Source organism: Thermanaerosceptrum fracticalcis, assembly GCF_000746025.2.
Lineage (GTDB): Bacteria > Bacillota > Peptococcia > DRI-13 > DRI-13 > Thermanaerosceptrum > Thermanaerosceptrum fracticalcis.
This window is the reverse complement of sequence record NZ_CP045798.1, coordinates 3,403,666-3,417,285: the sequence shown is the minus strand read 5'-3', so window position 1 is coordinate 3,417,285 and position 13,620 is coordinate 3,403,666. Positions and strand designations below refer to the sequence as shown.

General features: G+C 43.7%; 16 protein-coding genes and 1 pseudogene. 1 reads left to right on the top strand and 16 read right to left on the bottom strand.

Annotated elements, in window-relative coordinates:
- Window positions 1-2 precede the first annotated feature (2 nt).
- The 7 genes and pseudogenes from BR63_RS17375 to BR63_RS17345 form a co-directional block, all read right to left on the bottom strand.
- Window positions 3-1,136: an FIST signal transduction protein gene (locus tag BR63_RS17375; RefSeq protein WP_034421139.1), complete on the bottom strand. Its 1,134-nt coding sequence runs from the start codon at window positions 1,134-1,136 to the stop codon at window positions 3-5.
- Between the two features lie 155 nt (window positions 1,137-1,291).
- A complete protein-coding gene (locus BR63_RS17370) occupies window positions 1,292-1,492 on the bottom strand; it encodes a hypothetical protein (protein ID WP_051965553.1) in 201 nt (66 codons plus the stop codon).
- Window positions 1,493-1,554: 62 nt separating this feature from the next.
- Entirely contained in the window at window positions 1,555-1,752 is a 198-nt protein-coding gene (locus tag BR63_RS17365; RefSeq protein WP_034421138.1) for a hypothetical protein, read from the bottom strand.
- A gap of 391 nt (window positions 1,753-2,143) precedes the next feature.
- Window positions 2,144-2,566 carry a universal stress protein gene (locus tag BR63_RS17360; RefSeq protein ID WP_034421136.1) on the bottom strand — a complete coding sequence of 141 codons (423 nt, stop codon included), beginning with the start codon at window positions 2,564-2,566 and terminating at the stop codon, window positions 2,144-2,146.
- Window positions 2,567-2,801: 235 nt separating this feature from the next.
- Window positions 2,802-3,872: a YeiH family protein gene (locus tag BR63_RS17355; RefSeq protein WP_051965551.1), complete on the bottom strand. Its 1,071-nt coding sequence runs from the start codon at window positions 3,870-3,872 to the stop codon at window positions 2,802-2,804.
- A 290-nt stretch (window positions 3,873-4,162) separates the two neighbouring features.
- Window positions 4,163-4,515: pseudogene (locus tag BR63_RS17350) on the bottom strand (ASKHA domain-containing protein); the annotation flags it as partial.
- 7 nt (window positions 4,516-4,522) lie between these two features.
- The gene (locus BR63_RS17345) at window positions 4,523-4,912 is read right to left on the bottom strand and encodes a DsrE family protein (RefSeq protein ID WP_034421134.1); all 390 of its coding nucleotides are present in this window, start codon (window positions 4,910-4,912) and stop codon (window positions 4,523-4,525) included.
- Window positions 4,913-5,301: 389 nt separating this feature from the next.
- Here BR63_RS17345 and BR63_RS17340 point away from each other — a divergent pair, with 389 nt between their 5' ends.
- On the top strand, window positions 5,302-6,186 hold the full coding sequence (locus tag BR63_RS17340; protein WP_034421133.1) for a LysR substrate-binding domain-containing protein: 885 nt from the start codon (window positions 5,302-5,304) through the stop codon (window positions 6,184-6,186).
- A 527-nt stretch (window positions 6,187-6,713) separates the two neighbouring features.
- Here BR63_RS17340 and BR63_RS17335 read toward each other — a convergent pair.
- From BR63_RS17335 to panB, 9 genes are all read right to left on the bottom strand, one after another.
- Window positions 6,714-7,169: a helix-hairpin-helix domain-containing protein gene (locus BR63_RS17335; RefSeq protein WP_051965549.1), complete on the bottom strand. Its 456-nt coding sequence runs from the start codon at window positions 7,167-7,169 to the stop codon at window positions 6,714-6,716.
- A complete protein-coding gene (locus BR63_RS19885; RefSeq protein WP_338055995.1) occupies window positions 7,156-7,311 on the bottom strand; it encodes a YrrC family ATP-dependent DNA helicase in 156 nt (51 codons plus the stop codon). The genes BR63_RS17335 and BR63_RS19885 overlap by 14 nt, the downstream gene beginning before the upstream one ends.
- A gap of 67 nt (window positions 7,312-7,378) precedes the next feature.
- Window positions 7,379-7,513, bottom strand: coding sequence for an FmdE family protein (locus BR63_RS17330; RefSeq protein WP_081908080.1), 135 nt, complete (start codon window positions 7,511-7,513; stop codon window positions 7,379-7,381).
- 250 nt (window positions 7,514-7,763) lie between these two features.
- Entirely contained in the window at window positions 7,764-8,291 is a 528-nt protein-coding gene (locus BR63_RS17325) for a folate family ECF transporter S component (protein WP_034421129.1), read from the bottom strand.
- 6 nt (window positions 8,292-8,297) lie between these two features.
- Window positions 8,298-9,161: a formate/nitrite transporter family protein gene (locus tag BR63_RS17320; protein ID WP_034421127.1), complete on the bottom strand. Its 864-nt coding sequence runs from the start codon at window positions 9,159-9,161 to the stop codon at window positions 8,298-8,300.
- 21 nt (window positions 9,162-9,182) lie between these two features.
- Window positions 9,183-10,034 carry a bifunctional 5,10-methylenetetrahydrofolate dehydrogenase/5,10-methenyltetrahydrofolate cyclohydrolase gene (locus tag BR63_RS17315; protein ID WP_034421126.1) on the bottom strand — a complete coding sequence of 284 codons (852 nt, stop codon included), beginning with the start codon at window positions 10,032-10,034 and terminating at the stop codon, window positions 9,183-9,185.
- On the bottom strand, window positions 10,034-10,669 hold the full coding sequence (locus BR63_RS17310) for a cyclodeaminase/cyclohydrolase family protein (protein ID WP_034421124.1): 636 nt from the start codon (window positions 10,667-10,669) through the stop codon (window positions 10,034-10,036). Before BR63_RS17310 ends, BR63_RS17315 begins: the two co-directional genes overlap by 1 nt.
- Before the next feature lie 117 nt (window positions 10,670-10,786).
- Window positions 10,787-12,466: a formate--tetrahydrofolate ligase gene (locus BR63_RS17305; protein WP_034421122.1), complete on the bottom strand. Its 1,680-nt coding sequence runs from the start codon at window positions 12,464-12,466 to the stop codon at window positions 10,787-10,789.
- Between the two features lie 121 nt (window positions 12,467-12,587).
- Entirely contained in the window at window positions 12,588-13,445 is an 858-nt protein-coding gene (panB, locus tag BR63_RS17300; protein WP_034421120.1) for a 3-methyl-2-oxobutanoate hydroxymethyltransferase, read from the bottom strand.
- Window positions 13,446-13,620 lie beyond the last annotated feature (175 nt).

Sequence of the window (13,620 nt, the reverse complement as noted above, 5' to 3'; positions counted from 1 at the left end):
TTTTAATCCTCCAACAATCCGATGACTGAAGTCTTATTATAAAATTCAAGATAATTTTTTCCCGTATTAGCAATCTCCCCCATAGTCAACGCCCCCAAAAGCGGGTATCCTGCATACACCGCTTCCAGTTCTTCATTAAAATCAGACTGGAGAAAGAGAACCCTGGAAACACAGTCCGCAAAAAAGGTAGTTAGTGGTTTTTCTTTTTCCCCATTGACTGTTTTCCAATAGGATGCTTCGGCCAATTGACGGGCTTTGGCTGCACCAGCAATCAAAGAGTCTTTATCTCCTTTTAATATATAGACAAAAGAATTCAAAGGAACTTCTCCGACACAAATCAACCTGCTGCCATCCAGCGCAATAGGATCTCGAACCACCATTTCTTCTGCCATTTTTACAATCCCAAAGGGAAACCCTTTTGCCAGCTGGAAGAAATCAGTATTGTCAAAAGATTTCCCGGATATTTTTTCTACCGTTTCCCGATATACTTCAAATGCCGGTCGCCAGTTCAGTGAAATTACTGTATTGCGGTCTGCTTCCGTTACTTTCAGTGGACCTGCCACAGGCTTCCAGCCATGGGCAACCCCTACCCCGCTTTTTATATCTGTCAGGGCAAAAACTGCCGAATCTCCTAATAATCCTTCCCCGGTAAACATACAGGGCTTCCTTTCAAATGTCAATGAACCGGCACCCCCACCAATATAATTCGGGAGAAGTCCCCAACAATTAAACATGCTCTCAATTAGGGCAGAGATATGTTGGCTGAGTCCGTCCACAAAGACAAACATCGTTTTATTTTTAAGAGATTGCCCTTCAAAAGTATGTTCTATGATTGCGTCCAGATCTGTAGACATGTCACTGACACCTCTAATCACCGCAGTGCTTACAGGTTGACTGATACCAGCAACAACGGTTCCCTTGTCGAGTATTTCTTTGTTAAATAAAATCTGAGGAAAAATTCCTCCAAATACTGGTTTTTTACACTGTTTTAAAACCTCATCAACCTTTTCAGGGGTAAAACCGTTGGCATCACAAGCCAGAATGAGAACTCCCGATGTATTCTCATCATCAGCTGCCTGTTTTAGCAGGTACTGCAACCTTTCCACAGTACCTTTCCTGTCTAAATTTATAAACATACCATCACCTCTTTTGTTTTGCAGGTAATGTCAAACACATCTTTATCTTTTCTTATTACGTAATCCTTGGTAAGAACCTCGATAAATGCTATATAATGCTTACCATGGGGTGTTCAATGCTTCCCACTTTTATTACAATGCCTCCGTCCAAACTCTCAACCACCGGAACATGTTTTTTTTCCCAAATCTTCGGTATTAGCAATCAGCTTTTTCACTAGTTTATTGCAGCAAACCAGTGCTGGAGCACCAACATAAACTGCTTCCAAAATATTGCCACAAACATCACAACAGAATAGCTCCTTCAATCCAATCACAAAATCGCCTCTAAACGCTATAAACGCATGTATATTCTGCATAATTTTCTAAAATCCTTCTTTTTCTATATTTTTTAAAATTCATCTCACTACCATACTCAAATTTATAACATTTCTCCTATCTCTACCCCCGCCTTCAAGACAAACACCACCTCTACCAGTGACTTGACCCTAATACACTCCACCAGTTCCATAAACACTGAAAACAAAGTTATCTGGGACAGTTCAGCATCTCCGGCCATGACACGTATATCTTCAAATATCCATTCTAACGCGACACGGGGACGGTTCTCCTGTCGCATTTTATGCCGCTATAAATTACATCCTTACTTGACTGTGCATTTCTGTTAATTCTCTTTCCAGAGCATTTATAGTGTTTTTTTAACTCCCCAATATCCTATTTCTATCTATTTCGCTACTTTCCTTGAATCTACACAACTTAATTGGCAGTGTTTCCAGAATAAATTCTTCTGATATTTTTTCTATCACTGTCGTATTTATTGCTTGTCTGCGGCAAAATTTGCATCTCTGGCACTTACCTGATACACCAAAAGTGCGACAGAAAGAAGAACAAAAAAACAAAAATTTAAACGCGAAATGGGTGTCGTCTACATAAAGGACAACGCCCATTTCGCGTTCTCTTTTCAGCAAAGTATTATGCCCAGACACTTTTCTAGAGAAAATCCCCTGCTGTCACTCCCGGATGACCATAACCGGAATCTTGGAATAGCTTACAACTTTTTGCGCTACACTGCCCATAAGCAGCTTTTTGAATCCCCCTAAGCCGCGGGTCCCGATGACTATTAGATCCACCTGGTTATCCTCAGCATATTGGAGCAACCGTTCTGTCGGATGGCCCTTCAGGATCACCGTAGTAATGTCACACCCGAGCGTTGAACCATAAGCCTGTACCTCCTGCAGCAAAGGCTGATAGTATTTCTCTGCCTGCTCAAGTTCCTTCACTTCGCCTCCGCCTGGGCTGAAATCCGGCAAATGCACAACCGTCAACGTTGTGACCTTGGCATTGAGTTTCCGGCTTAAATCCACGGCAGCTTGCAAGGCTTTTCTGCTGCTTTTTGAACCGTCAAGACCAACAAGAATGCTGCGAATATCCATTAAGAAAAACCCCCTTTTATTTTCATGTTACAGTATCTAAAGCCACGTCGATTCTGTCAAAAACACCTACCCGTGTCAGCGCTGAACTAAGTAAGCACATTTCTCTTTCACACCTGCGGGATGAGCGACGAACATTTATGAGTATCCAACCTGCCATGGACGGCAATGGATTCCACAGGAGAAACAAACGCGGCAAAAAGAACTTTTTTAGCAGGCGCTACGTACAGGTTACTGTTCAGAACTGCAAAATAAAGTAAGAAACGACGGACACCACGAGCGAAGCGGCAAACATAGCCGTTAAGGGACGCAAGGCCCGCGTTCTCAGGTTAGCAAGATGTACATTCAATCCTAAACCGACCATAGCTGCAGCCAGGAAAAAGGAGGCCACGGTGGAAATGGTATTCAAAACGGCTTGCGGGATCGGCAAGTATGTTCCCATGAGGCTGGTCAGCATGAACCCGACAAGAAACCAAGGGAACGGTGTGCTTTGTTTTACTTCTGCATTTCCTTTCCGGCGCATCCAGGAAGCCAGAATAAAGCTCAAGGGAAGCATGAGGAAGACACGCCCCAACTTTGCAAGCAGTCCTTCTGCCAAAGCCTCCGTGCCGGCAGGTGCCGCCGCAGCGGCGACATGAGCAATCTCATGCAGACTGACACCGCTCCATACTCCGTATTCCACAGGACTCAAGGGAAGGTAGCCGCGCAAGAAAGTGTAAGTGAGGGTAAAAACGGTGCCCATGAGTGCAACGATGCCCACCCCGATGGCGGTCTCTTCATCATCCGTATTCAGAATCGGAGCAACCGCGGCAATGGCTGCCGCTCCGCAGACCCCTGTTCCGATCCCCAAAAGAAGGGACAGCTGTTTTTCGGCCCCTATCAACCTGGCAACCAGCATCGTTACTCCAATGGCCAAAACAATGCTCAGCGCATCATAGAGCAGTAGAGTCATCCCCTTATGCAAAACAACATCAATATTTAATTTAAAGCCGTAAAGGATGATGGCAAAACGCAGTATTTTGTGCCCCGAAAAGCGGATTCCTTCCCTCAAGGACTCGGGATATCCCTTGATATTTCGGTAAACGACAGCAAGCAGGATCGAAGTTAACATCGCCCCGACACGATTTAGCCCTGGAAGATAAGCCAAGGCAGTCCCTGCTGCGGCAATGGTCAGGGTAAACAGAATGCCTAACGTAAACGGACCCCAGTTTGTTTGTTCCGCTGCAGGTGCTGAAAAAGACACTCCTTTCCTCACTTGTCGCAACACATCCTGTTTGCGAAGTGAACTCTCTCTTTCTTGTTGTAACATTCAACGTCCTCCTTCATTGTCTTATACTCCCTGCAGGTTTGACATGAATCACTATAAATGACCCAGGACTAAGCAGTCAATATCGATATCCTATACAGACAATAAGGAAGACTTATGATACAGAAAGCGGGTTGGCTCATGATGCTTCGATGTTGGACGAAGCTTATCACGTTAGAGCCGCAAAAGGATGAATGTTGTATGCAGAGTGGTAAAGAGGGGCGAATACAAGCAAAGCCGGGGAGATTCATCCGGTTTTTCTAAAGGGGCCAAATATGGGATTGTACCGGATGCTAGAGCGCCTGGCGGCGGGCCTGCAGGCGCGCTTTGACGCTTGGGTAGCGATCGATGTCTGTGTGGGGTAGAAATTTGCTGCTTTTGAATTTGTCCATAAAGTGGTGTTAAGCTCGAAATAAGTGATCCTGGCGGCAAGTGCTTCCGCTTCCCTGCGCTTGGGCTGGGACAAAAGCACCTGCCGGGCTCCTTCGCCGGAGCTGTTGCCCAGACGGACAGGTGCCAGGGGGTTGATATGGAGCCCGATGTCCTGGGCGGTGAGGATGCCAGGGTTGTTGACGACCGGGATATACGGGGAACGGCTGAGGGACATAGGGTCAAGGCCAAGAAGAAGATGCACCATGGTCGTGTCGGCTCGTTCAGGGTTTGACATAACCGTAACCCTCAGCCTGTTTCTTGACGATCTCCGTAATACCTGCCGGGATGACGGTCACGAAGGGGTGGAGAGACTTCTCTTCCAAGGCATTCATCTTCAAGGCATTAGCGCAGGCAAGAAAAGGAATGCCCAGCTCCCGAAGCTCCTGCATGTCCCGCAGGAGCTGTTGACGGAATTCATTGTTCCAGGTTGGCGGCAGTTTTTCCCCGATCTCCGGGGAAGTAGCATAGAGAAGAACCGCAGGGCCGTTGGCGACGACCTCAGCTTGGATGTTTTCTGATCCGGTGTCTTTAATTAAGTTGCGCAGGTTAAGCAAAGCGACAGGCCAACGATTAAGCTCATTAACGTGAAACAGAATCTTGTAGGGCAACATCTAAAAACCTCCTTCCAGTAGTTTTTTCAACATTGTAACTTGAATGGGGAGACGGATACAATAAAGCAAAAATCTTCTAATTTATAAGGACTTTTCGTTCTATAGGGCGATTATTCGAGGAATTTCCCATAATTCCTGGGAATCACGTTATCATGCGACACTTGACAAACTGACTTTTAGTTCATGCAATACTAGTGTCTCCTCCTCAATATCTAATAAACCGTTCTTCATAGTTAAAACTATAAATTGTAGTGATTTGTCGAGCAATCGAAAGACCTTATTCGTAGTATTAAGAAATCGAATCTTTTCGTCGGCGTATTCTGTGCTATCCACTTAAATTTTGATTTATAATCTAAGGTAATGGTCCTTTTAAGGAAGGAGGACACCTAATGATTGTTGACACACTCAAAGTATTCGTTACCGTCATCGAACAAAAAAGTTTTTCACGTGCAGCCGACATCCTATATATATCTCAACCCAGTGTAAGCTTACACATCCGGAACCTCGAAAATGAACTGGGAACAAAACTCCTTCATCGATCATCGAAACATGTAGAGCCAACCCAGTCTGGCGATATCCTCTATCAGCACGCCAAAAAGATTCTCTTGCTTTATGAAGAAGCCAAACAGAAGATCAACCTGTTGAAAAATGAGGTCACAGGTTCTTTAAAAATTGGTGCCAGTTTTACCATCGGGGAATACATCCTTCCAGCACTCCTGGCGGAGTTGGCCGTCCAGTATCCCAAAGTTGATATAGAGGTTGCTATTGACAACACGGAGGAGATTGCCCAGAAAATCCACTCCAATCACCTTGACATTGGACTGGTGGAAGGGAACGTTAGTCATGTGGATTTGAATATCCAAACGTTCGCCAAAGATGAAATGATTTTAGTGGTGTCAAACAATCATCCCTTGGCCCGTCTGCCCGTTGTCACAACTGAAGATTTGCAAGATCAGGTATGGATTCTCAGGGAAAGCGGATCCGGTACCCGTGCTTTTTCCGATCTTCTGATTGAGGATTTGGGACTACGAGTTAAGCGGTCTTTTGTTTTTGGAAGCAATGAAGGAGTGAAACAGGCGGTTATTGCAGGCCTGGGCATCGCCCTAGTTTCCTGTTTAATCATACGCAAAGAGTTAGATGCAGAGGAACTAACCGCTCTACACATCAAAGAAAAACACCTCTTCCGCTCCCTGTCTATCTTAAGGCCAAAAGAGCCAACAACCTCCAAAGCGGTAGAGATATTCATGGAAAAACTCCTATCCTCAGAAAAATAACCGACCGGGATTTATTATCTGAGATGCCGGTCGGGCGATAAAGACGGGAAATTCCTTTTCAGTTTTCCGAATAGGTTTGCACCAGCAATTGGACAGGATGTTATTTTATGTAGATTATCGCCTTTAACTGCGTATAGCCCGTGTGATATGTTTACTCATACTATATCCTAATGGCTATACATATCTCACTCCAACCGCAGGTGATGTCCAGTTCGTCGCGGACAAATAAATTGAAGGGTAACATTAATTCCAACAGCTGTTATAATAGTCGGTTTCAGACAACGTCAGTCATCTGCTATTACAAAGCCTTTCTGTAAGCTTGGTATTGCGTCTTATACTATTGTTATTGCTTACAGCCATTCCCACTGCTTTTTTTGTTCCTACAAGAATCATCAGTTTTTTAGCCCTTGTAATGCAGGTATAAAGCAGATTTCTCTAAGCATCATGTAATTGCTGTATTGTGAATTGGGCAACCACAATCTTGATGCCTTCTTCCCGCTCCACTGCCTCTATTACGTCCTGAACATCTAATGTTTGATAAGGGCTTTTAACCACAAGGATTTCTTTAATTCTTTTGGCTGCACCCATTCACTATGATAAAAGGGGGGAAGAAAAATAGCGTTATCTTCATCGGCTATGGCTGTCTTTTCTGCAATCATTCTTTCAAGGGTCTCACCAATCAAAGGTTTTTCAAGCTCCAGCATCTTCTCTGCCTCATCTAAAAGCTGCTCCCTTGTTGCGTAGCAATGGCCTTCGTTGGCCAACTCATTTAATACATAAATAATCCCTGAGCGGCAGCGCTCAAAGGAATTCCTTTCAAATCCCATCTGCCCTGCGATTTTATCGGCAGTTTTGAAGCCAATGCCCCAAATATCATCTGCCAGCCTGTAAGGATTAGCTTTCACGATATCGATACTCTCATTGCCATAGGTTTTATATATTTTTACTGCATAAGCTGTAGAAACCCCATTACTTTGGAACAATGGACCCGACATTTACAGCAGCAAGATTCCCCACCACCGTAACAAGGTCAGAAAAACCCTTGGATTTTATTTTTATTACGCTGAAACCGTTTTCTTCGTTTTCATAGGTGATTCGTTCAACAACACCGCTTAAATATTCCATACCAAGTCCTGCCAATCTTCATAAGAATTGTTGAGTTCGATAAAGCACAGCATTTTACTCCTTCCAATCATATAGCTTTATCGGTGGAGAAACGAATCCCTAATTGTTCTCTAACCGCTTCTACTGCTTTATATCCTATGGCCAGATCCGGGCACTCATGACCATGAAACTGCACACATCTTTCCCACAAGTTCTTATCCAATACATCACGCCTCTTTATAAATATATTTCTCCAACTTTTCTTAAGTCTACCCTGCCCGCGGAGAGATCTATTAATCGCTCCTGCAAGGCTTGGCCTGTTACGTTTTAACATTTTCATATAAGCTCCCAAAATTAGTCTTCTAACCTAATTCGTCTTATTACAAGAATAAACCTTCTAAAAAAAGAAAGTCATCCTCTAAGTAGACGATGAAAGCATACCTAATGCATTCCATAGACTTTTGCCCTTCTCTCTAATGGGCCAAAGCCTTATCAAAGGAAAGAATGTTAACTCTCTTTTCCAAAACAATCAGGGTTGTATTCATTAAAAACACATTAAGGATGAAAGAGATGAGTCGGGGTAGAAAGATTACCTTATAGGGAATACCAAAAAGTATATTCAAAAAATATGGCACCAAAATCATACTGGTTATTAGGAATGTGAGACCCACAGAAAAGATAATCCGCCCAGAGTTAATGTTTTCTTTCTTCCCTATTAATAATGGGGGTAGTATGCCGTTTAAGGCGCTAGTTAAGGTGAAATGAGGCATGTAGGCGCCGCCAGGGCTTAGAGCATAACCAATAATATCAGCCAAGGCGCCGACTTTAGCTCCCTCAAATGCCCCATTTCTCAAACCAGCAATAATGATAGGCATAACACCAAGACCGATTCTTACCCCATCCACACCCAATACAGATATTTTAATACTCATATATCGTGTAAGAATGACACTGATAGCTATTAAAAGGGCACCTTCCACCAGCTTACGGTTTTTTTGCATTTTTACTCATTCCTTTACTGTCAATTGAGGTTTCATAAAACCAGGTACAGTCTCCTTAACCACGGAGGAAGCTTCGTTACAGTAGATAAACCAGTAGAAACCGCCTACTACTACGGCACCGCCCACGATGTTACCAAGGGTAACGGGTATAAGATTCTTTACAATAAAAGCTGGCCAGGTCAACCCCAAACTGGCTGCGTTACTACCGGCGGTAATCATACCTGCAGGAATGTAATACATGTTAGCGATACAGTGCTCATAACCACCTATGATAAAAACCATCACCGGAAACCAGATGGCAAAAATCTTATCAACTATTCCCGTTGCAGCATAACTCATCCAAACTGCTAAGGCTACCAGAACATTACAAAGAATACCTCGGATAAAGGCCTGAGAAAAAGTTAAGTTTAATTTTTCCTGGGCAATTTTGATATGTAATTCACCCAAAAGCCCCTGACTTGTATTAAAGATGCCACTGTTAAACAAAAGCCACGCTAACAGGAAAGCCCCAATAAAGTTTCCTAAGTACACAATAATCCAATTATTCAAGAGCGCTTTCCACGACACTTTTTTCTGTAGGGCAGCCACTGTTATCAGGTTATTTCCGGTAAAAAGCTCTCCCCCAGCAATAATAATCATCATCAAGCCCACAGGAAAGATGGTGCCGGCAATGAGCTTTTTGATACCTACTGCTGAGGCTGGCAAATTATGAATTGCCATGTTGGCGCTAGAGGCTCCGAAGGCAATGTACATCCCTCCCAGAATGGCCAGAACGAAAAGCTTTTTATTACATATGCTACATTTTTTTATACCTATATTTGTGCAAGTGTCACTAATTTCCTGAGGTGTAAGATATCTTTTATCCTGCATGGTAATACCTCCTAAAGCCCACTACCTTGTTTGCTTCTTGCAGGCTATTAATACATGTTTTAACAGGATGGTGGTGGTGACTGTACCTACACCGCCAGGTACGGGTGTTATTGCTGCTACCTTGTTAATTACTCCCTCATAGTCCACATCACCGCATATTTTGCCGTCTCCGGCATCATTAATACCTACATCAATAACCACAGACTTCTCTGTGAAATATTTCTCATCTATAGCCTTTGCTTTCCCAATAGCAGCCACTACGATATCCGCCTGCTTAGTAATGTCGGGCATGTTTTTGGTTCTGGAATGACAGATGGTTACCGTGGAGTTTTCCTTCAGGAACATCATAGCCAGGGGTTTTCCTACCACCAGGCTTCGACCGATTACGGCCACATTGGCACCCTGTAAGGGATATCCATAATATTTTAAGGTCTCAATCACAGCAGCGGGAGTACATGGTACCAGTCCTTCTGTTTCACCCTCAAATACTTTTTCTAAATTAACAGGATTCATACAGTCGATATCTTTTTCAGGATCAATTAAGTGTTTTACAATATCCTCGTCCAAATGGGCAGGAAAGGGTCTAAAGATGAGAATACCGTGGATATCCGAATCCCTGTTTGCCTGATTTATCAGGCGTACGAATTCTTCCATACTGATGGTTTCAGGCACAGCATAAACCTTTGCCTCAATGCCCACTGACTGGCAGTTCTTGATGATGCTGTTCTCGTAGTATACATCATCAGGTCGCTGACCAACCCGAATAATTCCCATGGTAGGGGTTATGCCTTTGTCTTTCAGGCCTTTTACTTCTTCCTGGATTTTTTCTTTCAGGGCCTGCACAACAGGTTTGGCCTGGAGAATAGCAGTCATTAGTTGCCCCCTCCTGTAATCATGTTTTCGACTTTCGCGAATATGACTTGGGCCTTTTTGATATATTCATCCTCTATTTGTTTCAATTCACTTTCTATTTTTTCTTTAAGTGCTAGATTTTTCATTATCTTTGTATTGATTAATACATTGAGTTTAGCTCCCTTAAGAGCCGCCTCGCAGAAGGCCACACCAACCCCTACATCACTAATGGCTATACGAGTACCCTTTTCACAAAACTCAGCCTGTAGGTCTATTGCTCTAGTACACAAGCGGGCAATATCTAAAGGCACTAAACTTGCTCCTTCTAAAGCCGTCTGCAGCTTTTCTTCTTTATATTTCTTTTCCTCATCGGTATTGCCGGGCAAACCATAAGCCCGTGAAAGTGGATAAAAGGCCTCAATATCTTTCTGAACAAGTTCTGTCAGATCAGAAATTATTGCATATCCCTTTTCTAAAAGGGCTTTAATATCTTCTTCTACGTGGACGTATTTCTTCTTACCAACGGTGAGGTTACCTACCATACAGCCTAAAGCCATGCCTAAGGCGCCGACATAAGCACAGGCCGAACCGCCGCCTGGTACAGGTTCCTTTGATGCAAGGAGTTCTAAGAATTCACGGGCGCTTTTTTCAAGCATCTTGTCTCCTCCTTTTTATCCTTCTTTTTCGAAAAAGGTTTGATAGTATGGCAACCTCCCGGCTGCCATACTATCTTATAATGGAGAGGTATTGTGATGATGTATTTTTTCATATCTTTAAAACAGCCCGGAAATCTTTCCGGTATTATCCACATCAATTTTCTCTGCGGCAGGCACTTTGGGTAAACCAGGTAAAGTCATAATATCTCCAGTTAGGGCTACGATAAAGCCCGCACCTGCTGAAACCTTAGCAGCGCGAATAGATATTCTGAATCCTTCCGGTCTCCCTAATTTCTTAGGATCATCGGATAAGGAATACTGGGTTTTGGCCATACAGATAGGGAGATTGCCATAACCGATTTTTTCAATGTTCTCTATATCTTGAGTACTTGAACCGACAAAGTCCACACCCTCGGCTCCGTAAATTTTGGTGGCAATGGCTTTGATTTTTTCCTTTACTGGCAGGTTTACATCATAGACAAACTTAAAGTTGTTGTCACCTTTGTCAATAAGCTTTAATACTTCCTCGGCAAGTTTAACACCGCCGGCTCCGCCTTTGCCCCATACTTCCGATAGAGCTACATTTACTCCTAGCTTCTTGCACTCTTCCTCTATGAACATAAGCTCGGCTTCCGTGTCGGTGGGGAATCGGTTAATGGCTACCACTGCTGGTAGACCATAGTTTTGGGTTACGTTTTCTACGTGCTTTAAGAGGTTGGGCACGCCTTTTTTCAGTGCTTCCAGATTTTCCTGGTTTAGATCAGCTTTAGCGACGCCCCCATGGGATTTTAGTGCTCTCACTGTGGCTACTATTACTACAGCATTTGGTTTGAGGCCACTTAAGCGGCACTTGATATCTACGAATTTCTCTGCACCTAAGTCTGCACCGAATCCGGCTTCTGTTACCACATAGTCACCCAGCTTCATAGCCATCTTGGTGGCCATAACACTGTTACAACCGTGAGCGATGTTGGCAAAGGGACCGCCATGAATGAAGGCGGGGGTATGCTCTAAGGTCTGAACCAAGTTAGGCTTTAAGGCATCCTTCAGAAGGGCGGCTACAGCACCCTGAGCCTTGATGTCACCGGCGGTGACTGGCTCACCCTTACGGTTGTAGCCGATTATTATTTTTTCCACTCGCTTTTTAAGATCTTCTAAGTCATTGGAGAGACAGAGTATGGCCATTATTTCTGATGCCACGGTTATATCGAAGCCATCTTCTCTGGGTACTCCGTTAGCCTTACCGCCTAGACCGTTTACAAGGAATCTTAACTGGCGATCATTCATATCCAGGCAGCGCTTCCAGGTTATTCTTCTTACATCAATATCCAGTTCATTTCCTTGGTAAATATGGTTATCAAGCATAGCGGCAATGAGGTTGTTTGCAGCCCCGATAGCATGCAGGTCACCGGTAAAATGGAGGTTTATGTCTTCCATAGGTATTACCTGGGCATAGCCACCACCTGCGGCTCCTCCCTTTACACCAAATACTGGGCCCAGGGATGGCTCCCTTAAAGCAATAACGGTCTTCTTACCTATGTAAGAAAGGGCATCACCAAGACCCACTGTTGTTGTTGTTTTGCCTTCACCTGCAGGGGTAGGGTTAATAGCAGTAACTAAGATAAGCTTGGCATCGGGTTTATCCTTCATTTGACTCAAAATATTGTAGTCTATTTTTGCTTTGTATTTGCCGTAGTTTTCAACATACTCCGGGTTAATGTTCAATTTTTCTGCAATCTCATTGATAACCTGGGGTTTTGCTTCCTGAGCAATTTCGATGTCACTTTTAAAAGTCATTAAAACTCACTCCTCTTTGTTCTTTATTACCGCACATCGTTCTGTCTTTTATCCATTATTTTGGGCCATCGCTCATTGCGGGCGATGGCCTATATAGATGGGGTGGGAAAGTCTTAAAAAGTTATTTCTGACTCTCAAGCAGTGTTAAAAATTCTTTTACTTCCTCTTCCTTCATCTTGTAGGTGTGTTCACCATCGATGGGAAACTGGCCTTGACGGACCTCATCGGCATAGGCCTTAAAGGCGTTTGTTAATATCTCGCCTACATTGGCATACTTCTTAACAAACTTGGGGGTGAAGTTATCATAAAAGCCTACCATGTCCGCATAGATCAGGAGCTGGCCGTGGGTGTAAGGTCCTGCACCAATACCAAGGATAGGTATGCCTGCCCTTTCAGTTATAGCTTTACCTACAGCGGAGGGTACGCCTTCCACCAGAATACTGAAAGCTCCCGCTTCTTCTACCAGTTTAGCTTGATTAACAAGCTTTAAAGCATCTCCAGCACTGCGGCCCTGGGCTTTATAGCCGCCAATCTGACCCATAAATTGGGGTGTTAAACCGATATGACCCATTACGAGAATACCTGCCTGCTGGATGGCCTTAATGCGGCTGGCGATCATGGGCCCGCCGCCTTCCAGCTTGATAGCATCAACCAGGGCTTCCTTTACGAAACGGCCTGCATTGGCAATGGCTTGCTCATCTGAAGCCTGGTATGACATGTAGGGCATATCCCCTACGATAAAGGTATTGGGAGCACCGCGGCGTACTGCCTGACAGTGGCGGATCATATCATCCATGGTTACAGGGAAAGTTGTGTCATAACCCAGACTTACCATACCTAAGGAGTCGCCCACTAGAATCATATCCACACCGGCTTTTTCCTGCATCTTGGCAGTTAAATAGTCGTATGCTGTTAGATATACAATTTTTTCACCATTAGCTACCATTTGATTGAAATCATGAATTGTCTTCTTTGCCATAATAGACACCCCTTTTAATTTTTCTATTTTTATAAAGCAACTGCTTTATAAGAAATTCGTTCATTATTGTCGCACGATGTTCTTGATATTTCCTAAAGAAAAATCAGCCACCCTCGGCTCTGCAAAATGTTTTCAAAATTTTCATTGTTGTTAATATTTTAATATATTTTTTAGG

Coding starts and splice junctions, on each gene's coding strand:
- BR63_RS17340 (WP_034421133.1), top strand. CDS start 5,302: ATGATTGTTGACACACTCAAAGTATTCGTTACCGTCATCGAACAAAAA.
- BR63_RS17305 (WP_034421122.1), bottom strand. CDS start 12,466: ATGACTTTTAAAAGTGACATCGAAATTGCTCAGGAAGCAAAACCCCAG.
- BR63_RS19885 (WP_338055995.1), bottom strand. CDS start 7,311: ATGGAATATTTAAGCGGTGTTGTTGAACGAATCACCTATGAAAACGAA.
- BR63_RS17320 (WP_034421127.1), bottom strand. CDS start 9,161: ATGCAGGATAAAAGATATCTTACACCTCAGGAAATTAGTGACACTTGC.
- BR63_RS17345 (WP_034421134.1), bottom strand. CDS start 4,912: ATGTTGCCCTACAAGATTCTGTTTCACGTTAATGAGCTTAATCGTTGG.
- BR63_RS17360 (WP_034421136.1), bottom strand. CDS start 2,566: ATGGATATTCGCAGCATTCTTGTTGGTCTTGACGGTTCAAAAAGCAGC.
- BR63_RS17365 (WP_034421138.1), bottom strand. CDS start 1,752: ATGCGACAGGAGAACCGTCCCCGTGTCGCGTTAGAATGGATATTTGAA.
- BR63_RS17325 (WP_034421129.1), bottom strand. CDS start 8,291: ATGCAAAAAAACCGTAAGCTGGTGGAAGGTGCCCTTTTAATAGCTATC.
- BR63_RS17370 (WP_051965553.1), bottom strand. CDS start 1,492: ATGCAGAATATACATGCGTTTATAGCGTTTAGAGGCGATTTTGTGATT.
- BR63_RS17310 (WP_034421124.1), bottom strand. CDS start 10,669: ATGCTTGAAAAAAGCGCCCGTGAATTCTTAGAACTCCTTGCATCAAAG.
- panB (WP_034421120.1), bottom strand. CDS start 13,445: ATGGCAAAGAAGACAATTCATGATTTCAATCAAATGGTAGCTAATGGT.
- BR63_RS17355 (WP_051965551.1), bottom strand. CDS start 3,872: ATGTTACAACAAGAAAGAGAGAGTTCACTTCGCAAACAGGATGTGTTG.
- BR63_RS17375 (WP_034421139.1), bottom strand. CDS start 1,136: ATGTTTATAAATTTAGACAGGAAAGGTACTGTGGAAAGGTTGCAGTAC.
- BR63_RS17315 (WP_034421126.1), bottom strand. CDS start 10,034: ATGACTGCTATTCTCCAGGCCAAACCTGTTGTGCAGGCCCTGAAAGAA.